This is a genomic window from Flavobacterium jejuense (genome assembly GCF_006491595.2).
In the GTDB taxonomy this organism is placed as follows: Bacteria; Bacteroidota; Bacteroidia; order Flavobacteriales; family Flavobacteriaceae; genus Flavobacterium; species Flavobacterium jejuense.
In genome coordinates this window covers 25,297-48,357 of the sequence record NZ_VEVQ02000012.1, presented here as the reverse complement: position 1 = coordinate 48,357, position 23,061 = coordinate 25,297, and the positions used below count along the sequence as shown (strand labels likewise).

The following is a 23,061-nucleotide window of genomic DNA, read 5'->3' as shown; positions in this document are numbered from 1 at the left end:
TAAAAAGGAAGAATCCTTGAATTTAATCTTATTCAAACTATGGAGTTTTTAATATAGTTCTAATGATAGTAATTCAAAATAGAGAAGTCTTATGCTAAATAAATATAAATAATGATATTTTGATTGCTTTTAGCTATATGGTGTTCAGTTTTTGATAAAGTTAACTAGATAAAATTTATTAAAAATGTTTTAAATAGTGATAGTCAAACTGATTTTTTGAAAGATTATTTTGAGAGAAAGTAATTTTAAATTTTTAAAGCTATTTGTTGTCAATTTGAAAAGAATGTTAAAAGTGCAATTTAAGTTGTTTAGAGAAGTTCTAAAACTCTTTCTAAAGCCATTCCTCTAGAACCTTTTATTAAAAATAATCCATTTTTAGGGATTTGTTTTATAAATAAATTTGTGAAATTCTCGAAAGTATCAAAAAAATAAAAATTCTTTTTGTTTATTTTGTTAGAGTAAAAATCATTTCCAATAAAATAACAAGTTAGACCTTTTTGTTTATTTAATTTTGCAACAATTTTTTCATGTTCTTTTAAGCTTTCGAGACCAAGTTCAAACATATCACCAAAAATAATTATTTTATTATTTTGATTAAGTTGGGCAAAGTTTTCAATTGCAGCATTCATACTACTAGGATTTGCATTATAAGCATCTAGAATAATTTGATTGTTGTTTTTTTGGATCAGTTGAGATCTATTATTTGTTGGAATATAGTTTTCGATAGCCTCTTTTATTAAGTTGCTTTCAACTGAAAAAAAGTTGCCAATGGTTATAGCAGCGTTAATATTGTTTGCATTATAGATGCCAATTAAATTTGATTTTATTATTTCATTCATATAATTAACTTCAACCATTGGGTTAGCAATTATATCTTTTATTACAACATCACTGTTTTTATTTGTTGAAAAAGTATATCTTTTACTATTCTTGGTTTTCTCATTTTGTAATTCATCGTCAAGATTTACAAAAAGTTCTTTGTTTTCTTTCTGGATGTATTTATATAATTCACTTTTACCTTCTATTACACCCTCAACTCCTCCAAAGCCTTCTAGATGTGCTTTTCCAAAATTAGTTATATATCCATAATCGGGTTCCGCAATACCACAAAGAAATTCTATTTCTTTTTTGTGATTAGCACCCATTTCAATAATGCCTATTTCAGTTTCTTTTGTTAGTGATAATAGTGTTAAAGGAACACCTATATGGTTGTTGAGATTTCCGATAGTAGCTATAGTCTTAAACTTCTTTGATAGTACACAATTGATTAACTCCTTTGTTGTCGTTTTTCCATTGCTACCAGTTAAGGCTATGATTTTTGCTTTTAATGTTCTTCTATGAAAATTAGCAAGTTTTTGTAGAGTATTTAGTGTATCTGATACTAGTATAGTACGGTTGTCAATATAATAATCCTTGTTGTCTATTATGACATATTTTGCTCCTTTTTCTAAGGCTTCTTTTGCGAATGTATTTGCGTCAAATTTATCACCTTTTAGTGCGAAAAAAAGATCGTTTTTTATTATTTTTCTTGTATCAGTTATCACAGAGTTACACTCTATAAATTTTGCGTATATGTCTTCAGTATTCATAAAGCGAATATAATAAAAAAGCCCATTTTTTAAAAAAAATGGGCTTTTAATATGAAAATTATTTTTGTCTTAGAATTTTGGATTACCTCTAGGAGATTTCTTGTTTGATTTAGGTCCAACTTTAGACATTGCATTTCTAAACCCAATGTAATCAGTTGCCATATCTTGAGGGAAATATCTTCTAGATGCTGGATCTAACCAATATGCTCTATCTCTCCAAGATCCTCCTTTGTAAACTCTTACTTCGTTGTTTACTAAAGTAGTTCTTTTGTCAGATTTATCATATTTTTTATTCATTTCGCCACTAGCACTATCAACAGAAATTGAATGTCTAGGTGACTCATACATTCTTTTGTTGTCTTTACCTTCATCATCATCTTCTGACCCAAAGTCAAAATATCTTGTAGAAGGCTTGTCTCCATCTCTATAATCTCTATTGTCAGAAGTTGAAAAGTTTTGTCTTAAGTAAGTTTCTTCTTGGTCAACAGGTACTTGAGCAACTTGTCCTGGGAAATTTCTTGCTAAAATTTTACCATTACTTAAAGTGTCATATTTGATGTTTTCGGCAGTTACAACTTCAACAATTCCATCTTCACCAATTTTATTCTTCATATACACATTTCCTCTATAGTAGTTGAAATCATTTGCTTCATCATCTACTACAGGTCTGTATACATCGGCTACCCATTCAGCTACATTTCCAGCCATATCATATAGACCAAAGTCGTTTGCAGGATAGCTCTTTACTTTATTTGTAATGTCAGCACCATCGTCACTCCATCCAGCAATTCCACCATAATCACCTCTGCCTTGTTTGAAGTTTGCTAACTGATCACCTCTTTGTTGTCTTGATCCTGAACGTGTGTATTGACCGTTCCAAGGGTATTTTTTTTGTCCTTTATATATGTTGAACTCTCTGTTTCCAACTAATGCTGACGCAGCGTATTCCCATTCTGCTTCTGTAGGTAGCCTGAATTCAGGAAGGATTAAGCCAGAATTGATTTGTGCATAAACATTTATAGCAGTATCAGAAACTTCTTTTCTTCCTCCATTCATTTCTCTTTTTAAAAGTATGTCTTCGTTTCCACCAAATGTTTTTGTTGGAGCAGCTAAATAAGTTTCAGTACTGAATGTTGATTCAGCTGTAACATCAGATCCTAAGCTTATCTTAGCATCTTTTTTTAGATATCCATTTTTCTCTAACATGTTCTCGTTAACACGGTCTGTTCTCCACTTACTAAACTCTACCGCTTGAATCCAGTTAACACCAACTACAGGGTACTCCGAATAAGCAGGGTGTCTTAAGTAGTTGTTCGTCATAGTTTCGTTGTAACCAAGACGGTTTCTCCAAACTAAAGTATCAGGAATTGCACCTGTGTATATGTTTTTGTAATTCTCTTCTGTTGGTGGGAAAACTGTTTTTAACCAAAATAAGTATTCAGTATACATTAAGTTAGTTACTTCAGTTTCGTCCATGTAAAAAGATTGAATGTGCTGCTGACTTGGAGAATTATTCCAATCATGCATTACATCATCCTGTACTTTTCCCATTGTGAAAGTACCTCCTTCGACTGGAACCATTCCAGGAGGTGTTTCTTGTTTAGTGTAGTTAGAATTGTGTTGGAAGCCACCATTTTTATCGTTAATCTTCCATCCAGTAGCTCTTGAGGCTCCTTTTGTGCTAGAACTTTTGCTACAACTGCTCAAACCAATAGTTATTGATAATATCAATAACGCCTTCAAAGTCATAATTTGCTTAATTTTCATACTCTAGTAGGTAATAAATTTAGTGTCGCAAGATAGTAATTATGTGTTAATTTGCAACATGATTTTAAAAAAATGTAAAAAAAAATTAATTTTATGTTAAAATTGCTTTATTACAACGATTTATTTTATTTTTTATTGCACAAATAAGATATTTTAATTTTTTTTATTTCTCTTTGTAATATTAAAATGCAAATTACGTTATTCTTCTAATGAAAAAGAAATTATTATACGCCTTTCTTTTGATTGGCACTGTTATAAGTGCTCAAAATAATAAATCTATTAATTTAAAATGGAACGATGGAGTAGTCTATTCTAATAATGGTTTTGAAAGAAAGTACCCTAGTTTTGATGGTTTGTTTTTTTCTTTAGATGTAGTAGAAGGGGTTATTTCTTATAAGAGAGAAGAACTTTTACCTGATCTTATTGATGAAAACTCTTTGCAGGTGACTAATGTTTCTTACCAAGTTTTGTCTGAAGTGGAATTGCTTAATTTGAATAAAGACAAAATACCTAATTCTTTGCTTCCGAAAATAGAATCTTTTTTTGCTAGGGATCAAGTTGTTTCTTTGTTCTCATTTTCACCTATTGTTAAAAATGGGAATGTGTATAAGAAGGTTGTTTCTTTAAATTACAATTATAATTTTAAAAGTAGTTCTAATCGTTTTTTTGGTATAAATAGTATAACTAATTCAGTTTTTGCGTCAGGAAACTGGTATCGTTTTTATGTTGAAAAATCTGGTGTTTATAAAATTTCTAAATCTTTTTTACAAAGTTTAGGTTTTGATGTAAATGTTGATCCTAGAAATATTAAAATTTACGGTAATGGTGGAAGAATGCTTCCATTGTTGAATAGTACTGATTATCCTGAGGATATCGAGGAGAATGCGATTCAGTTTATTGGTGAAAGTGATGGTGTCTTTAATGATAGTGATTATATTTTGTTTTACGCAGAAGGTGTTGATACTTGGAATGAAGAAAGTTTAACTAAAAATAATTTATTTTCTGATAAATCTTATTATTATGTTACTTCGAATGGTGGTCAGGGGAAAAGAATTTTTTCTGCATCAGAGCCATCAGCTAGTGCATCATTAAATTTCAGTAAATTTGATGATACTATAATTTATGAAAAGGATTTAGTTAATATTGCTAAAGTTGGTAGAAGATGGTTTGGAGAAGCATTTAATGTTAATAATAATCAGAATTTTAATTTTTCTATTCCTAATGTAGATTTATCTGTGCCAATTGCAATAAAAGTTAACATGGCTTCGGTTTCTTTTGGTAATACTTCGTTTCAAGTTAAGGCTAATAATCAATCTTTAGGTAATGTTAGTTTTTTGGCTTTACAAAATGGAGGTACAGCAGAAGGTTTTGAGAATGTATTGAATACTACTTTTCCTGCGGCACCAACAGTTTCTATTGATTTAATTTATAATAATGGAGGGGTGCCTTCGTCTAATGGTTATTTAGATTTTATTATGTTGAAAGCAAAGAGGAATTTGCAAGGTTATGGGAAACAGTTTTTGTTTTATAATGAGGATGAACAAAATAATATTGGTGTTGGTCAATATACTATTTCTAATGCAAATTCAATAAATCAAGTTTGGGATGTTACAGATATTTCTAATGTGACTAGTTATTCAAATCCAAATCAATCGGTTTTTTCATTTAAGGTTTCTCTTGGTTTTCAGAAAAAATATATCGCGATTGATAATGGGGATTTTTATATACCTTTAAAAGAAACCATGACAAATGTTTCAAATCAAAATTTAAAAGGAACCATTTTTAATAATAATCAGGGTGATTTTCAGGATATTGATTATTTAATTATTTCACCAGAATTTTTAATAAATCAAGCCGAACGTTTGGCTAATTTTCATAGAAATAACTCAGGTTTGGTTGTTAAAGTAGTTAATTTAGAATCAATATATAAAGAATTTAGTTCTGGTAAACAAGATGTTGCGGCAATTCGAAATTTTGTGAGATATGTTTATAGAAATGCTTCTGATCCTTCAAAAAGAGTAAAATATGTTAATCTTTTTGGAGATGCTTCTTATGATTATAAAGATAGATTAACAAATAATACTAATGTCGTTCCAGTTTTTCATGGTTTTAATCCTAATGCAGGTGAAGTTAATAATTCATCAAATATGTCTTTGTTTACTGCTTTTATATCAGATGATTTTTTTGGATTAATGGATGATAATGAAGGACCAATGACTAACAGTATTGATGGAATAGATATAGCAGTAGGAAGGATGTTGGTTTCGTCCGTGCAACAAGCTCAGGAAATGGTTGATAAAGTTATTGATTATCATGATGAACAATCGTATGGAAGGTGGAGAAATAGTTATATAATCTATTCGGATGATGCAGATACTCAAGGAGATGCACAATTACAATTTGCTTTGAATAATTTGGCAGATGATTTAACCTCACAAAAACCTTTTGTAAATGTTAAAAAAATACATACTGATGCCTATATTCAGCAAGTGGCAGCAGGTGGCGAGCGTTATCCTGATGCAAAGAATGATTTTCTTGATGCGTTGCGTTTAGGTGCGTTAGTGGTAAATTATTTGGGACATGGTAGTGAAGAGTCATTAGCAAGGGAGCGTTTGTTTGAAAAGTTAGATGCTCAAAATTTATATAATCCATACAGATATCCTTTGTTTATAACTATTACTTGTGATTTTACTCGTTTTGATGATCCGAATCGTTTTTCTGGTGGAGAATATATGTATTGGAATGCTCAGGGTGGGGCAGTTAGTTTAATCGCAACTACAAGGTTAATAGGTGTTACAACTGGTCTTGTGATGAATGATTTGTTAAACGCTAGATTGTATGCTTTTGGGTCAAATGAATATCCGACAATTGCTGAAGCACTTCGATTAGTGAAGTTGCAACCTGGAACATCAGATAATAGAAGGGTTGTTTTTTACATTGGTGATCCAGCCTTAAAATTGGCAATTCCTAAGCCTAAAGTGGTACTTACTGAAGTTAATGATGTTCCTATAGATCAATTTACAGGAACTTTTCAGGCATTAAGCTTGATGAAAATTAAAGGAGCTATAGTAGATGAGAATGATGCTGTTATTTCTAATTATAATGGTGATTTGGCAGTCCAAATTTTTGATAAAGATATTAATAGAACTACGTTAGGGAATAATGGTGTAGTTTCTCCATCTCCTTCTGGAACAACAATTGAAGGTGTTTTTTTTCCTGCAGGGCAATTAATTACTATGGGTTTTAATACTTCTGGGGAGACTATTTTTAGAGGAAATGCTTCTGTTAATAACGGTGTTTTTGAGCTGAGTTTTGTAGTTCCTCAAGATATTAAAATTCCTGTTGGAAACGGAAAAATCAGCTTTTACTCAAAAAGGAATAATCCTGTCTTGGAAAATCAAGCAGGTTATAATAAAGATATACTTATTGGTGGTGTGAACACTAATGCTCCAGCTGATAATACTCCGCCTGTTGTTAGGTTGTACTTAAATGATGAGAGTTTTGTCTCTGGAAGTATTTCTAATTGTTCTCCTATATTGCTGGCTTTTTTAGAGGATGAAAATGGAATTAATACAGCTAGTGGGATTGGTCATGATATTGTGGCTATTTTAGATGGTGACGAATCAAATCCTTATGTTTTAAATGATTATTATGAAACTGAAAATGATGATTACACTCGAGGTAAAATAAGATACCAATTTAGAGATCTTTCACCTGGATTGCATACTATTGTTTTTAAAGCTTGGGATGTGTATAATAATTTGGTAACAACAGAAATTCAATTTAACGCTGTTTGTGGAAGTGAAAATATTACCTTGGAAAGGGTGCTTAATTATCCAAATCCTTTTGTTAGTTATACAGAGTTTTGGTTTACTCATAATAGACCATTTGAGCCACTTGATGTTCAGGTTCAAATTTTAACAATTACTGGAAAGTTGGTAAGAACTATTAATCAACAAGTTGTTACAGATGGGTTTTTATGTAGAGATATAAAATGGGATGGGAAAGACGATTTTGGTGATAAAATTGGTAAAGGTGTTTATGTTTATAAGTTAACAGTAAGGTCTGCAAGTAATGGTGATTCAGCAGAAAAATACGAGAAACTTGTAATACTGTAATAAAATATTATATTTGTCTAATTAATTTACAATAAGAATGAAGAAAATAGCAGTTTTATTAACTATATTTATAACAGGTCAATATTTAAAAGCTCAGGAAAGAGTTATTACGACAGGAGTTCCTTTTTTATTAATTGCTGCTGATGCAAGATCTGCAGGTATGGGTGATATGGGTGTGGCAACTTCTACAGATGCTTTTTCACAGCAACATAATCCTGCTAAGTATGCTTTTTCTTTAGAAAAGCAAGGTTTTTCTTTGAGTTATACTCCTTATTTAACTAGTATAGCTAATGATATCTCGTTAGGGCAAGTAACTTACTTTAATAGAATTAATGAAAGAAGTGCTTTTGCGGGTTCGCTCCGATATTTTGGTTTGGGAGATATTCAATTAACAAATGCTTCTGGTGATCTACAAAATGTTGTTAGTCCTAATGAGTTGGCTCTAGACGGTTCATACTCTTTAAAATTGAGTGAGCGTTTTTCTATGGCTGTTGGTGGTAGATTCATTCGTTCTAACTTGAAAATTGCTGGAGTTGGTAATGATGCTACAGCAGCTACTACTTTTGCGGTCGATATAGCTGGGTATTATCAATCAGAAGAAATTGCTTATCAGGATTTTAATGGTAGATGGAGAGCAGGTTTTAACTTCCAAAATTTAGGTCCAAAAATTAATTATGATAATGATAAACTAATAGAAAATTCAAATTTCATTCCTTCTAATATGCGTTTAGGGGCAGGTTTTGATTTTATTTTTGATGAATATAATAAAGTGGCAGTTTCTGCGGAAATAACAAAATTATTGGTGCCAACACCTCCTGCTGAAGTATTTCCGATAGATTCAAATGGAGACGGAACCATTGATTCTACAGAAAGAGAAGATGCAAGAAATCTTAATAGTGCAAATAGTTTAGAGTATAGAAAAACAGGCTGGGTAAGTGGTATTTTTAAATCTTTTAATGATGCTCCAGATGGATTTGGTGAAGAATTAAAGGAGTTTACTTATGCTTTAGGAGCTGAATATGCTTATCAAGATTCTTTTGCATTAAGAACAGGATATTTTCACGAAAGTCCTACAAAAGGAGCTAGAAAATATTTTACTTTGGGGGCTGGATTTAAATATAATGCAGTTAAAATTGATGTTTCTTATTTGTTCTCAGCATCTAAAGTTAGGAATCCATTAGAAAATACGCTTCGTTTTTCACTATCGTTTAATTTTGGTGATGGTTATGACGAATTATAATATAAAAATAATAAAAATTAAAGTGTCCAAATTCTTCTAGAGTTTGGATTTTTTTTCCTTATATATGAAGCAAATTACTATTACAACAACATTTTCAGTTTATGATTCTCTAGAAGAACTTAAATTAGAAGATAAAAAAATTATGTTACAGGCTATTGAAGCAAGAAAAAAAGCATATGCGCCTTATTCTAAATTTAGTGTTGGAACCGCGGTTTTATTAGATAATAATGAAGTTATTTTAGGTTCTAATCAGGAAAATGCTGCTTATCCATCTGGATTATGTGCAGAACGAGTAGCTATTTTTTATGCAGGAGCAAATTATCCTAATGCTAAGGTTTTAAAATTATTTATCTCAGCATCTCCTCAAGATAGAGAATTAGAAGATCCTATACCACCATGTGGTTCTTGTAGGCAGTCAATTGCTGAATATGAGATGAAGCAAGATGTTGAAATTGAGATTTATTTTATGGGTTCAAAAGGGAAGGTATATCATTCAAATTCATTGAAAAATTTATTACCCTTTCTCTTTGAGAAAAAGCATCTATAACGTTATCGTTGATAAAATATAAGATATTCGTAATAAAATAAAGAAAATTGATAAGAATTAATTTTTTCAATAAGCTAGTATGTAGTATTTTTGCTTTTTGTAAAATTTTTCAAATGAAGTTTTTATCTTTTTTTGTAAAATAATCCAATTTAATTCATAAACAAATGAAACCAATAACAAAAGAAGTTTACCTGAAATGGTATGAAGAAATGCAATTTTGGAGAAAGTTTGAAGATAAACTAGCTGCACTTTACATTCAACAAAAAGTGAGAGGATTTCTGCATTTATATAATGGACAAGAAGCCGTGTTAGCAGGTGCTTTACATGCAATGGATTTGTCAAAAGATAAAATGATAACGGCTTATCGTAATCACGTACAGCCAATAGGTATGGGAGTTGATCCAAGAAGAATTATGGCTGAGCTTTTAGGTAAAGCAACAGGTACTTCTCAAGGTTTAGGAGGTTCTATGCATATTTTTTCTAAAGAACATGGTTTCTACGGAGGACATGGGATTGTTGGAGGTCAAATTCCATTAGGAGCAGGTTTGGCTTTTGGAGATAAATATTTTGAAACTGGTGGAGTTACAATGACTTATTTTGGTGATGGAGCAGCACGTCAAGGTTCTTTACATGAAACTTTTAACATGGCTATGTTGTGGAAGTTGCCAGTTGTGTTTATCGTTGAGAATAATGGATATGCTATGGGGACTTCGGTAGAAAGAACAGCAAACCACACTGATATTTGGAAATTAGGATTAGGATATGAAATGCCTTGTGGACCAGTTGATGGAATGAATCCAATTAAAGTTGCCGAAGCTATGTATGAAGCAATTGAAAGAGCAAGAAGAGGTGATGGGCCAACATTCTTAGAAATGAAAACATACCGTTACAGAGGACATTCAATGTCTGATGCACAACATTATAGAACTAAAGAAGAAGTTGAAGAATATAAAAAAATTGACCCTATTACTCAAGTTTTAGATGTTATTAAAGAAAATAATTATGCTACCGAAGAAGAAATCGAAGCAATTGATAAAAGAGTAAGGGATTTAGTTAGCGAATGTGAAAAATTTGCTGAAGAATCTCCTTATCCAGAATTGAATGTTATGTATGATGTAGTATACGAACAAGAAAATTATCCATTTTTACCTCATAAATTATAAGCACTATGGCAACAGTAATTACAATGCCTCGTTTAAGCGATACGATGACAGAAGGAACCGTGGCAACATGGCTTAAAAAAGTTGGAGATAAAATTCAAGAAGGCGACATTTTAGCAGAAATAGAAACCGATAAAGCTACAATGGAGTTTGAATCGTTTAACGCAGGAACTTTATTACATATTGGTATTAACGAAGGTGAAACAGCTCCTGTAGATTCACTTTTAGCAATTATAGGTGATGAAGGAGAAGATGTTTCAAGCTTGTTAAAAGATAATAAAGCAGAAGAAAAAGAGTCTTCATCTGAGCCTGAAAATACTGGAGAAACAAAAGAGAAAGAATTAAAATCAAGTTCAACTTTACCAGAAGGAGTTATAGTCGTTACAATGCCTCGTTTGAGTGATACAATGACTGAGGGAACTGTAGCAACTTGGTTAAAAAAAGTAGGCGATGCTATTTCTGAAGGAGATATTCTTGCAGAAATAGAAACCGATAAGGCTACAATGGAGTTTGAGTCATTTAATGCAGGTACATTGCTTTATATTGGAGTTCAGGAGGGTGAGTCTGCTCCTGTGGATAGTGTTTTAGCAATTCTTGGACCTGAAGGGACAGATGTTTCTGGAGTTGTGGCTAATTATAAATCAGGTGATTCGGAAAATACATCTGTAAAAGAAGAAGTGAAAACAGAAGTGAAATCTGAGAATTCTTCACCAAATGTTCAAAATACAGATACTAATTCATCTGGTAGAATATTTGCATCTCCATTAGCTAAAAAAATAGCTGAAGAAAAAGGAATTAACTTATCGCAAGTTAAAGGTTCTGGTGAGAACGGTAGAATTGTAAAATCAGATGTAGAGAACTTTACTTCATCTAGTACTTCAAGCGTTTCTGCTTCAAATAGTTCTTCGGAAGCAGTTAAAGAAGCTACAAATTCTGTTGCAACGGTAAAACCATTCGTTCCAGCAGGAGAAGTATACCAAGAGGAAATTAAGAATTCGCAAATGCGTAAAGTTATTGCTAAACGTTTAGCAGAGTCTAAATTTACGGCACCTCATTATTATTTAACTATTGAGTTAGATATGGATAACGCTATTGCTTCTCGAACGATGATTAATTCGCTTCCTGATACAAAAGTGTCTTTTAATGATATGGTTATCAAAGCTTGTGCTATGGCATTAAAAAAGCACCCACAAGTTAATTCACAATGGAAAGATGAGGCTATGATTATTAATCATCATGTGAATATTGGTGTTGCTGTGGCTGTTGAAGATGGTTTAGTGGTTCCAGTATTGAAATTTACAGACCTAATGAGTTTAACTCAAATTGGAGCAAATGTAAGAGATATGGCTGGTAGATCTAAAGCAAAGAAAATTCAACCTGCAGAAATGGAAGGAAGTACTTTTACTATTTCAAATCTTGGAATGTTTGGTATTCAATCTTTCACATCTATTATTAATCAACCAAACTCTGCCATTTTATCTGTTGGTACAATAGTTGAAAAGCCAGTTGTTAAAAATGGGCAGATTGTTGTAGGAAATACAATGACGGTAACATTAGCATGTGATCATAGAACAGTTGATGGAGCAACAGGAGCTCAATTTTTACAAACACTTAAGGCTTTTATGGAAAATCCAGTTACTATGTTGGCTTAATTGAAATAGTATATATCATATGAAAATCCCGTCTAAGCGGGATTTTTTTTGTTTATTAAACTAAAGTACTCTAGCTAACATTTTAGTTTATAGATATCAATTACTTTTGTTTTGAATTGAAACTTCATTATGATGAAAATAATTTTATTTGTTAAGCTTATAGCGGTAATTATTTTACTGCAAACTTTATTCTTTAAATTTACAGGAGCCTCTGAAAGTGTTTATATATTTTCTACTTTAGGAATTGAACCCTATGGAAGAATAGGTTCTGGTATAGTTGAGCTAATTGCTTCTCTATTGATTATAATACCTAGAACAACTTTAATTGGAGCGTTGCTAGGTATGGTAACAATGTTGGGAGCTATAGTGTCTCATTTAACTATTTTAGGGATAGAAGTTCAAAACGATGGAGGTTTTTTATTTGTGTTGGCAATTATTACTTTTATCTGTTGTTTTGTTTTAGTATATATTAATAAGAATAAAATTCTTGATTTAACAAAGCTTAAGATGTAGATTTTAAATCTTCTACTCCTAAAAATATCGATATTGTCAGGATTTTATTATTTTTACGAAAATAAAAAAAATGAAAAAAATATCTTTTTTTACAAGTTTACTTCTTGTAGCTTGTGGAGGTGCTAAACCTATTGTTTCTAATATTCCAACTGACGATGTTGCTATTGTTAATACTGTAGCTAAAATAGATTTTGTAAAAGAAGAAAATGTTTCAAAAACACTTAAATTTTTAACTTCTGACGAACTAGAAGGGCGAAATACTGGAAGTGAAGGAATTGAAAAGGCGAGTGCTTATCTAGAAAATCTACTAAAAGAAAATGGAGTAAAACCTTATTTTAAAACATATAAGGATACACTTTCTAATTTTGATAGACCAGCTTATAATGTTGTTGGTTTTATTGAAGGAAATGATTCAAAATTGAAGAATGAATTTGTAATTATTGGAGCACATTACGATCATATTGGGAGAATTAAAGCGGTGAATGGAGATGATATAGCTAATGGAGCTAATGATAATGCTTCAGGAACAACAGCTGTAACTGAAGTAATGAAGTATTTTGCAAAAAATAAAACGAACAAACGTAGTTTGATTATTACTTTCTTTTCTGCTGAGGAAAAAGGACTTTTGGGGTCAAAACATTTGGCTAAAAAACTAAAAGAACAAAATCTAAATCTGTATTTTATGTTTAATTATGAAATGATAGGTGTTAAGATGAATAGAGAAGATATGTTGTTGTATCTAACTGGTTTTGGAAAGAGTAATATGGCTCAAATAATGAATGATTATTCAGGTGAAAAATTAATTGGTTACATACCAGCAGAAACACAATATCAATTGTTTAGAGCATCAGATAATTATCCTTTTTTTACTGAATTTGATGTTCCTGCTCAAACGGTTTCTACTTTTGATTTTGAAAATTTTCAATTCTATCATCAGCCAGATGATGAATTTGAATTAATGGATACAAAACATATGACAAATGTTATTAATAAAACTATTCCTGTTTTAGAAGCCATGATGAATGCAGAAACAAAGGAAATTCAAATGAAGTAATAATGAAAAACATAATTATAACTGGAACATCAAGAGGGATTGGATATGAGTTGGCTTTGCAATTTGCTAATGAAGGCCATCAAATTCTTGCTATTTCAAGAAAAACACCTAAAGAGTTCTTAGGAAATCAAAATATTACTTGTTTAAGCATTGATATTTCTATTGAAGAAGAATTGTTAAAAATTGAACAGTTTGTAAGTCAATCTTGGAATAGTAAAGTGGATATAATTATTCATAATGCAGGTTTATTAATTCATAAACCTTTTGAAAATTTATCATCAAAAGACTTTGAACAAGTATATAAGGTAAATGTTTTTGCTGTAGCTGAATTGACTCGGATTTGTATTCCATTTCTTCAAAAAGGTAGTCATGTTGTGACGATTAGTTCTATGGGAGGTATTCAAGGAAGTATGAAATTTTCTGGTTTAGCTGCATACAGTTCGAGTAAAGGTGCTGTAATTACACTTTCAGAATTGTTAGCAGAAGAATATAAAGATAAAGGAATTACTTTTAATGTTTTAGCATTAGGTTCTGTAAATACTGAAATGTTACAAGAAGCCTTTCCAGGCTATGAAGCTCCAGTATCTGCGAAGGAAATGGCAGATTATATTTTTAATTTTGCATTGACAGGAAATATGTTCTACAATGGAAAAGTCTTACAAGTTTCATCAACTACACCATAAAAATTGAGTGACGTTTTAAAAAAATATTTACCAGAACACGCAGTTCAATCTTGTTTTGAATTAATCAAAGCCAATCATGTTCATTTAAAAATTGTAAATGAACGAGTAACTCGTCATGGTGATTATAGGAAGAATGCTAATGGATTTCACCAGATAACAGTTAATGCTAGTTTAAATAAATACCGTTTTTTAATAACTTTAATTCATGAAATTGCACATTTAGTAGCTTTTGAGAAATACGGAAGGTATATTAAGCCACATGGAGAAGAATGGAAATTTACGTTTCAACAATTAATGATGCCATTTATTAGACCAGAAATTTTTCCTAATCAGTTATTACCCCTTTTAGCAAGACATTTTAAAAACCCGAAAGCTAGTAGCGATACAGATGCAACATTATCATTGGCCTTAAAACAATATGATGAGAAAGAGTCAGATAAAAATTATATCTTTGAGATACCATATGGTTCACATTTTAGAATTCATAACGGAAAGGTTTTTAAGAAAATAGCACTTCGTGTTAAAAGATATGAATGTATTGAATTGCAAACAGGTAGAATGTTTTTATTTCAACCTAATGCTGAAGTAGAAGTTGTACCAAATTAAAATAAATGATGAATAAAAATTATTACGCAATATTAATGGCTGGAGGAGTAGGGTCTCGTTTTTGGCCAGTAAGCACAACCGATTTTCCAAAGCAATTTCATGATATGCTAGGAACTGGAGAGACTTTGATTCAAAAAACATTTGCTAGGCTTTCTCAAATTATTCCTAAAGAGAATATATTGATTTTAACTAATGAAAGTTATAATGATATTGTTTTAGAGCAATTGCCCTCTGTTAAGCAAGAACAAATTATTTTAGAACCAGCTATGCGTAATACAGCTCCTTGTATTTTGTATGCATCACTTAAAATAGAAAAGAAAAACCCTAATGCTGTCGTTTTAGTAGCGCCAAGTGATCATTGGATTGAAGATGAAATGCAATTTATTTCAAATATTCAACATTCTTTTGATTTTTGTGAATCTCAAGATAATTTAATGACTTTAGGAATTTTACCTACCTTTCCAAACACTGGATATGGTTATATTGAATACGATAAATTGGATAGTAGACCTGTAAAAAAGGTGATTCAGTTTAGAGAGAAACCAGATTATGCAACTGCTCGTCAATTTATTCAAAGTAGAAACTTTTTATGGAATGCAGGGATTTTTATTTGGAGTATAAAATCCATTTTGAATGCCTTTCAAATTTTTCAACCAGAGATGTATCAGCATTTTTTAAGGGGATATGAAGCCTATAATACAGATGAAGAAAAAACTTTTATTGCTGAGAATTATCCTTTAGCTGAAAACATATCAATAGATTATGCTATTTTAGAGAAAGCGCAAAATGTTTTTGTAATGTCTGCTACTTTTGATTGGAACGATCTAGGAACATGGGGGTCGTTATACGATAAACTTCCTAAGGATATAAATAATAATGCAGTTGTAAATGCAAATGTCTTTTTAGAAAATGCATCTCATAATATAATTCGTACAGAAGGGAAAAAACTAGTGGTTATTGATGGTCTTAATGATTTTATAGTGGTAGACAAAGAACATGTTTTATTGATTTATCCAAAAAGTAAAGAACAAGATATAAAAAAGATAGTAGCTAAATTAAAGTAAGAAATTATGGAGGGTAACAACAATTCATTTGGCGATCTTTCGAAAAGAATAAAATTATTTCTTAGAGGAATTTTTGATATTTCAACAGATACAGACCGTTTAGCTACAATTGAAGATATTAAGTCTGGAATTGATATGAAAGGTCAAAATGCATGGATTTTAATTTTCTCCATTTTGATAGCTTCTACTGGTTTAAATGTTAGTTCAACAGCTGTTGTAATTGGAGCCATGTTGATTTCTCCACTAATGGGGCCAATATTAGGAATGGGGCTTTCCTTAGGGATTAATGATTTAGATTTATTAAGAAAATCGTTGAAAAACTTTGGAGTAATGGTTGTGTTGAGCTTAACTACATCCTTTTTGTTTTTCAGTATTCCATTGTTTAAAAACGAAACTCCAGAACTTTTAGCGCGTACAGCACCTAATGTTTTAGATGTAATTATTGCTCTTTCAGGTGGTTTGGCCTTAATTATAGCATTAAGTCGAAGAAATAAATCAGTTAATACAATTGCAGGTGTTGCTATTGCTACAGCATTAATGCCACCACTATGTACTGCTGGTTTTAGTTTAGCAACTGGACATTGGGCATATTTTGGAGGAGCTATTTTTTTGTTTTCAATAAATACTATTTTTATTGCATCTGCTACTTATATAGTTGTTAAATTTTTAAAATTTCCCCTTAAAGAATATGCGGATAAACTTCGTAAAAAGAGAATTTCTCAAGGACTAACATTTTTAGCATTACTTATTTTTTTACCAAGTGTTTTTATGTTTTACCAATTGTATAAAAAATCTGACTTTGAGCAAAAAGTAAATGGTGTTTTATTGGAATTAAAAGAAGATAAAGGAATAAGTATTTTAGATGTAGATTCCAATTATAAAGACAATATTGTAGAATTCGCAGTTTTAGGAAAAAGCTTAGGAAAAGAAGATATAGATAAAATTCAAAATAAAATGAAGAAACTAGGTTATGAAAACGTTAGTTTTAAAGTTTTACAAGATGTGGAGAACAAGGAGACATTAAGTCGTTTAAGTGAAATTGAAAATTCATATTTAACGACTCAGCAATTATTGGTCAAAAAAGAAGAACAATTGGTTAATAAAGATAAAGAAATTTATGAGTTGAAAACGAAACTAAACTCAAATATGAGTATTTCTTTTGATGAAGTTTCTAAAGAAATAAAAAGCCTAAATTCTAATATTACTTCAATAACCTTCTACAACCGTATTTCTACGGATTTTAAAAAAATCGATACTATTCCTAATTTTGTTTTAAAATGGGATGCAAAAACTAAGAAAAGTGAAATTAGTAAAGAAACAACCAAATATCAGAATTGGTTAATCCAAAAAATGAAGAATAAGAAAGTTGTAGTTAAGTCAGAATAATTTAATTAGTATCTTCTTCTAAATACATTTTTCTAACTTTTTTAAACAGTTCTGAAGAATATACAAAATCTGTTACTGCTTCATTATCAGTTTTAAAAATTTCTTTGTTAGAACCTTCCCATTCTAATAACCCATTTTTTAAGAATATAATTTTCTCACCAATTTCCATCACAGAATTCATATCATGAGTATTAATTACTGTAGTGATATTGTATTCTTCTGTAATTTCTTTAATTAAATTATCAATTACTATAGCAGTTTTAGGATCTAAACCAGAGTTAGGTTCATCGCAAAACAAATATTTTGGATTATTTACAATAGCACGAGCAATTGCAACACGCTTTTGCATTCCTCCAGAAATTTCTGAAGGTTTTTTATCATTTGCATTAATAAGATTGACTCTGTCAATTACAAAATTAACACGCTCCTTAATTTCAGTGGCCGTTTTTTTGGTAAACATTTTCAAAGGAAAACCAATATTTTCTTCGACAGTCATGCTGTCAAATAAAGCACTTCCTTGGAAAACCATTCCTATTTCGGTACGTAATTCCCTTTTTTCATCATCTGTTAAATTGGAGTAAATTCTTCCGTCAAATTCAATGGTTCCTGTTTCAGGAGTGTGAATACCCAATAACGACTTCAAAAAGACAGTTTTTCCAGAACCACTTTGACCTATGATTAAATTGGTTTTACCAGCTTCAAAACTAGTTGTGATGCCTTTTAAAACTTTCTGATCTCCAAATGTTTTTTCCAAGTTATTTACGACTATCATGAGCTTAAAAGAAGTTGGGTTAATATATAATTCATTAAAATAATAACTACTGATGTCCAAACAAACGCTACCGTACTGGCTTTCCCTACTTCAAGAGCACCACCTTTCATATAAAAACCATGAAAAGAAGGAATAGTAGCAAGTATTAATGCAAAAACAATTGTTTTTATAAAAGCGTAAGCAATATGAAAAGGAATAAATTCAGTTTGAATCCCTTGAATAAATTCAGCGCTAGAGGTAAAACCACCGTAAACACCAGCAATATAACCACCAAAAACACCTAAAAACATACTTAAACTAATAACAAAAGGATACAGTAAAAGGGCTATTATTTTTGGAAAGACCAAATAATTTAAGGAGTTCACTCCCATTACTTCTAAAGCGTCTATTTGTTCAGTCACACGCATGGTTCCAATACTAGAAGTAATAAAGGAACCCATCTTCCCAGCCATAATAACCGAAATAAATGTAGGTGCAAACTCTAAAATAACCGATTGCCTTGTTGCAAAACCAATTAAATATTTAGGAATTAGAGGGTTGGTTAGGTTTAAAGCGGTTTGAATAGCAACAACTCCACCAACGAAAAATGAGATGAAAGATACAATTCCTAAAGAGTCAATAATTAAATCATCAATCTCTTTTAAAATGAGTTGTTTCATCACGCTCCATTTGGTGGGTTTGTTAAAAACCTCTTTGAGCATAATAAAATACCTTCCTATTTGTGATAAGTAACGAATGAGCATCATGGTTTATAAATATCTGCTAAAATAATAAGAAGTTACGAGTTGTGAGTGATAAGTCAAAAGTTTTTTTGGGCGTTACCTTTCAGGTCGTGCTATTCACTATATCTTTTGCTTCATTATATTACACAAAAGGATGCCGTTACCATCACTAACACATATAAAAGATCATTTTAAAATTTTCTCCTTCATTTTTTGCCAACGATATTTTCGTATAAAAGTAGCTTGTTCTTTAGTTACTAATAAATCTTTGTTAGAAGATTTTGCTTTCCAAAATCCTTTTATGTAGTCTAAAAACAATAAAGGTTTTTTCTTTTTTAAAGCTAGTTTTAGGGACGCAATCACAGTAATCATAAAACCATAACCCAAACTATAAAAAGCCTCACCTTGTTTATAACGAGACGCTTTATTATAATTAGCTCCAGTGGGTTTTAAGTGTTTTACATGTAAAGAGGTGTCAGTTACCACTTTCCAATAGTAGAATTTGCATAATAATTCATCTACTGTATCCCAACCCATAGCAGGTTTTAAACCTCCTATTTGTTTAAAAGTAGTTTTTCGATATGCTTTAAAAGCACCACGTATATGATCTTTATCGGTTAAGTTTTCTAAAATCCATTTTTCATCTTTTTCAATGTAAGCAAAACCACCAACCATTCCAATGCTATCATCAGACTTAAAATGATTGATAATAGTTTCAAAGTAATTAGCAGGAAAAATTAAATCGGCATCTACTTTTACAATAATATCGTAATTATCATCAATGTGTTTCTCTCCCTCATGAAAAGCTTGAATAACTTTGCTCCCTGGTAAGTGTATAGCTTCCGAATTTTTATTTACTAATGAAATATAAGAATGTTTATCAATATACGATTTTACAATTTCGGAAGTAGTATCTGTAGAATTATCATCTACCACAATAACTTTAGAAGGCAAAACAGTTTGATTAACCAAAGAATCTAAGGTTAAACCAATAAACTGCTCTTCGTTATGAGCTGGAATGATTATTTGATAATTCATTTTGCTAATCACTTTTTACTAATTATTAACCACTTTTTCAGCATAAACCAAATAATATCTTGGTGTAAAATAGCGTAACAAAGGTCTAAAGCCTATTTTTTTAACAGGATGCGTAAATTGAACACTATCTATAATTTTAAATCCTGTCTTTTCTAATAACCAGTCTAATTGCCAATCTTCAAATTCATGATAATGTCTGTCCCATTTATCAGTTTTACTTCTATAGGCTGATGAAAACCATAATCGCATTGGTATCGAAATAAATACTTTATCACACTTTACATTTTCTAAAATAGTGTAAGGATTTAAAAGATGTTCGAAAATTTCAAAAGCTGTAAAAACACCATATTTTTCATTTTTTAAAGTGCTTTGGTCGTTATCTAAATCTTCTCCTTTAGTATTGATTACAGAATATCCATTCTCTTCCATAATTTTAGAAAAGGGATTGGAAACACCTAAATCTAAAATAGTTTCTGATGTTGGAATGTGTTTTTTTAAAAATGCCAACGTAATTCTAAAACGTTTATTTGGAAATGTCTTTTCGTACATAGTTATTGCGATAACGAAATAAGCTTTCGTTAATAAATTATAATATTTGTTGGTAAAGTTACAAAGATTTCAGTGCTTTTAAAATGATTATTTTATGAAGTTGTTTTTTTGTATTTTTAACCATACTAAACAAAAACAAAATGAAGAAAATAATTTCAATTGTATGGTTGTTTTTGGCAACTATCTTATTTGCTCAAAACAAAACTATAATTCAATGTGGAAAATTTGTAGATGTAAAAAACAATAAGATTCTCAATAATATGACTATTGTAGTTATAGATGATAAAATTGAAAATATTACTGATAAAAAAGTAGCTATTGGTAGAAATGATACTTTTTATGATTTATCTGCCAAAACAGTCATGCCAGGTTTAATTGATATGTATGTGCATTTGGAACATGAAACAAATGCCAAGCAATATTTGGAAGAGTTTACAATGAATGAAGCAGATATCGCTTATCGTTCTATTGGTTATGCTGAGAAAACACTGATGGCTGGTTTTACAACAGTAAGAGATTTAGGAGGAACCAATGTAAATATTTCGTTGAGGAGAGCAATAGAAGCTGGGTTGGTTAATGGTCCCAGAGTTTTTACGGCTGGAAAAACCATTGCTTCAACAGGTGGTCATGCTGATCCAACAAATGGTTATCGTAGTGATTTAATGGGAAATCCCGGACCAGAATCTGGTGTGGCAAATGGAGCTGATGAATGTGTAAAAGCTGTAAGACAACGTTATAAAGAGGGAAGTGATTTAATTAAAATTACAGCTTCTGGAGGTGTTCTGAGCGTGGCTAAAAGTGGAGAAAATTCTCAGTTTACAATAGAAGAAATTCAGGCAATTGTAAAAACAGCTAATGATTATGGTTTTAAAGTTGCAGCGCATTGTCACGGTGAAGAAGCTATGAGAAGAGCTGTGATTGGAGGAGTACATTCTATAGAACATGGAACGTATATGAGTGAAGATGTAATGCAATTAATGAAAGAGTACGGAACGTATTTGGTTCCCACAGTAACTGCAGGGAAAGCAGTAGGGCAATTTGCGAAAATTCCTAATTATTATCCCGACATAGTTGTGCCTAAAGCTTTAGCTATAGGTCCTAAAATTCAAAATACCTTTGAAAGAGCTTATAAATATGGTGTTAAAATTGCCTTTGGTACTGATGCTGGAGTTTTTGCTCATGGAGATAACTGGAAAGAGTTTATTTATATGAATGAAGTTGGGATGCCTTTTATGGAAATTTTAAAAACAGCTACAATAAATGCTGCTGATTTATTAGGTCAATCTGAAAGTATTGGAACGCTAGAAAAAGGGAAGTTTGCAGATATTATTGCTGTTGATGGTGATCCAATAAAAGACGTCGTAGTAATGGGGGAAGTTACTTTTGTTATGAAGGCTGGAAAGGTTTTTAAAAATAAATAATTAGATTGCATGTTATAAAATAGAAAGGGAATTCTATAATATCTGTATTCTCTTTCTATTTTATAATATTAAGATTACATTCTATATGTAACTGCATTTATATTCATTCCTGCACCCACAGAAGCAAATAAGATAACATCACCTTTATTTAAACTGTGATTTTCAATTTCCCCTTTGACTAATAAATCATATAATGTAGGAACAGTAGCTACACTAGAATTTCCTAATCGATGAATACTCATAGGCATAACATCGTTAGGAGGAGTTTGTTTGTATAATTTATAAAAACGATGAATGATAGCTTCATCCATTTTTTCATTAGCTTGATGGATCAATATTTTTTTAACGTCATTAATTGCTATTCCACTAGTATCTAAGCATTCTTTCATAGCTTTTGGAACATTGCTTAAAGCAAATTCATAAATTTTACGACCATGCATTTTTATATAACGGACATCAGGATTGTGTGTTTTATTAAAAGAGTTGCCAAAAAATAAATAATAAGCTTCATCATAAGTATAACTCGCTGATTCATGTGCTAAAATTCCGCCTTCTTCATCTGTAGCTTCTAGTATTGTAGCACCAGCACCATCAGAATAAATCATAGAATCTCTATCGTGTGGATCAACTACTCTAGATAACGTTTCTGCACCAATTATCAAACATTTTTTAGCCATTCCTGATTGAATAAAAGCTTTTGCTTGAATCATTCCTTCAATCCAACCTGGACATCCAAAAAGCATGTCGTATGCTACACATTTTGGGTTTTTAATACGTAAGTCAAATTTAACTCTTGTAGCTAAACTAGGTAGTGTGTCAGCTTGAATAGCTCCTTTTTTTACGTTTCCAAAATTATGAGCAAAAATAATATAATCTAGTGTTTCTGGATCTATATTAGCATCTTTAATAGCTTTTTTTGCTGCTAAAGCTGCTATGTCTGAAGTGTTTAAGTCATTAGTAACATACCTTCTTTCTTGTATTCCTGTAATTTCAAGGAATTTTTGAGCTACAATATCATTTGGATGAGGAAATGGAGTTCCATCATCATTTAGAAAGACATGTTTTGCAAAATCAATATTAGATATGATTTCTGTAGGAATATAACTTCCAGAACCAGTTATTTTTATATTCATGGTAATTTTTTGGGTTAACACAACGAAATTATAGATTATTTCTTAAC

At 30.9% G+C, this 23,061-nt stretch carries 19 protein-coding genes; 12 read left to right on the top strand and 7 right to left on the bottom strand.

What is annotated here, in order from left to right:
• Positions 1-308: 308 nt before the first annotated feature.
• The gene (locus tag FIA58_RS16170; RefSeq protein ID WP_140963713.1) at positions 309-1,589 is read right to left on the bottom strand and encodes a UDP-N-acetylmuramoyl-tripeptide--D-alanyl-D-alanine ligase; all 1,281 of its coding nucleotides are present in this window, start codon (positions 1,587-1,589) and stop codon (positions 309-311) included.
• A gap of 69 nt (positions 1,590-1,658) precedes the next feature.
• On the bottom strand, positions 1,659-3,356 hold the full coding sequence (gene gldJ / locus FIA58_RS16165; protein ID WP_140963710.1) for a gliding motility lipoprotein GldJ: 1,698 nt from the start codon (positions 3,354-3,356) through the stop codon (positions 1,659-1,661).
• A gap of 209 nt (positions 3,357-3,565) precedes the next feature.
• Between gldJ and porU the strand changes: the two genes are divergently transcribed.
• The 11 genes from porU (at position 3,566) to FIA58_RS16110 (ending at position 17,379) form a co-directional block, all read left to right on the top strand.
• On the top strand, positions 3,566-7,474 hold the full coding sequence (gene porU, locus FIA58_RS16160; RefSeq protein ID WP_140963708.1) for a type IX secretion system sortase PorU: 3,909 nt from the start codon (positions 3,566-3,568) through the stop codon (positions 7,472-7,474).
• 37 nt (positions 7,475-7,511) lie between these two features.
• The gene (porV, locus tag FIA58_RS16155) at positions 7,512-8,714 is read left to right on the top strand and encodes a type IX secretion system outer membrane channel protein PorV (RefSeq protein ID WP_140963705.1); all 1,203 of its coding nucleotides are present in this window, start codon (positions 7,512-7,514) and stop codon (positions 8,712-8,714) included.
• 64 nt (positions 8,715-8,778) lie between these two features.
• Positions 8,779-9,261, top strand: coding sequence for a cytidine deaminase (gene cdd, locus FIA58_RS16150; RefSeq protein WP_140963702.1), 483 nt, complete (start codon positions 8,779-8,781; stop codon positions 9,259-9,261).
• 164 nt (positions 9,262-9,425) lie between these two features.
• A complete protein-coding gene (gene pdhA / locus FIA58_RS16145) occupies positions 9,426-10,424 on the top strand; it encodes a pyruvate dehydrogenase (acetyl-transferring) E1 component subunit alpha (protein ID WP_140963700.1) in 999 nt (332 codons plus the stop codon).
• A 5-nt stretch (positions 10,425-10,429) separates the two neighbouring features.
• Positions 10,430-12,073 (top strand): pyruvate dehydrogenase complex dihydrolipoamide acetyltransferase, encoded by a 1,644-nt coding sequence (locus FIA58_RS16140; protein WP_140963697.1) that lies wholly within the window; start codon positions 10,430-10,432, stop codon positions 12,071-12,073.
• A gap of 129 nt (positions 12,074-12,202) precedes the next feature.
• Entirely contained in the window at positions 12,203-12,586 is a 384-nt protein-coding gene (locus tag FIA58_RS16135; protein ID WP_140963695.1) for a DoxX family protein, read from the top strand.
• 70 nt (positions 12,587-12,656) lie between these two features.
• On the top strand, positions 12,657-13,640 hold the full coding sequence (locus FIA58_RS16130) for a M28 family metallopeptidase (RefSeq protein ID WP_140963693.1): 984 nt from the start codon (positions 12,657-12,659) through the stop codon (positions 13,638-13,640).
• 2 nt (positions 13,641-13,642) lie between these two features.
• Positions 13,643-14,323 (top strand): SDR family NAD(P)-dependent oxidoreductase, encoded by a 681-nt coding sequence (locus tag FIA58_RS16125; RefSeq protein ID WP_140963690.1) that lies wholly within the window; start codon positions 13,643-13,645, stop codon positions 14,321-14,323.
• Between the two features lie 3 nt (positions 14,324-14,326).
• Entirely contained in the window at positions 14,327-14,929 is a 603-nt protein-coding gene (locus FIA58_RS16120; RefSeq protein WP_140963688.1) for a SprT-like domain-containing protein, read from the top strand.
• Positions 14,930-14,937: 8 nt separating this feature from the next.
• Positions 14,938-15,993 carry a mannose-1-phosphate guanylyltransferase gene (locus tag FIA58_RS16115; RefSeq protein WP_140963814.1) on the top strand — a complete coding sequence of 352 codons (1,056 nt, stop codon included), beginning with the start codon at positions 14,938-14,940 and terminating at the stop codon, positions 15,991-15,993.
• A gap of 6 nt (positions 15,994-15,999) precedes the next feature.
• Positions 16,000-17,379 (top strand): DUF389 domain-containing protein, encoded by a 1,380-nt coding sequence (locus tag FIA58_RS16110; protein WP_140963686.1) that lies wholly within the window; start codon positions 16,000-16,002, stop codon positions 17,377-17,379.
• 1 nt (position 17,380) lies between these two features.
• On the opposite strand, the gene FIA58_RS16105 is transcribed toward FIA58_RS16110, so the two are convergent.
• The 4 genes from FIA58_RS16105 to FIA58_RS16090 all read right to left on the bottom strand — a co-directional run bounded on the left by FIA58_RS16105 (position 17,381) and on the right by FIA58_RS16090 (position 20,460).
• Complete coding sequence (locus tag FIA58_RS16105; RefSeq protein WP_140963684.1) at positions 17,381-18,151, bottom strand: ABC transporter ATP-binding protein; 771 nt, start codon at positions 18,149-18,151, stop codon at positions 17,381-17,383.
• Entirely contained in the window at positions 18,148-18,897 is a 750-nt protein-coding gene (locus FIA58_RS16100; RefSeq protein WP_140963681.1) for an MlaE family ABC transporter permease, read from the bottom strand. The genes FIA58_RS16105 and FIA58_RS16100 overlap by 4 nt, the downstream gene beginning before the upstream one ends.
• Before the next feature lie 162 nt (positions 18,898-19,059).
• The gene (locus FIA58_RS16095) at positions 19,060-19,911 is read right to left on the bottom strand and encodes a glycosyltransferase (protein WP_140963679.1); all 852 of its coding nucleotides are present in this window, start codon (positions 19,909-19,911) and stop codon (positions 19,060-19,062) included.
• 18 nt (positions 19,912-19,929) lie between these two features.
• The gene (locus FIA58_RS16090) at positions 19,930-20,460 is read right to left on the bottom strand and encodes a class I SAM-dependent methyltransferase (RefSeq protein ID WP_140963676.1); all 531 of its coding nucleotides are present in this window, start codon (positions 20,458-20,460) and stop codon (positions 19,930-19,932) included.
• Positions 20,461-20,600: 140 nt separating this feature from the next.
• Here FIA58_RS16090 and FIA58_RS16085 point away from each other — a divergent pair, with 140 nt between their 5' ends.
• On the top strand, positions 20,601-21,881 hold the full coding sequence (locus FIA58_RS16085) for a metal-dependent hydrolase family protein (RefSeq protein WP_140963674.1): 1,281 nt from the start codon (positions 20,601-20,603) through the stop codon (positions 21,879-21,881).
• A gap of 74 nt (positions 21,882-21,955) precedes the next feature.
• Here the strand turns inward: FIA58_RS16085 and FIA58_RS16080 are convergent, their stop codons facing one another.
• Positions 21,956-23,014 carry a 3-oxoacyl-ACP synthase III family protein gene (locus tag FIA58_RS16080; protein ID WP_140963671.1) on the bottom strand — a complete coding sequence of 353 codons (1,059 nt, stop codon included), beginning with the start codon at positions 23,012-23,014 and terminating at the stop codon, positions 21,956-21,958.
• Positions 23,015-23,061 lie beyond the last annotated feature (47 nt).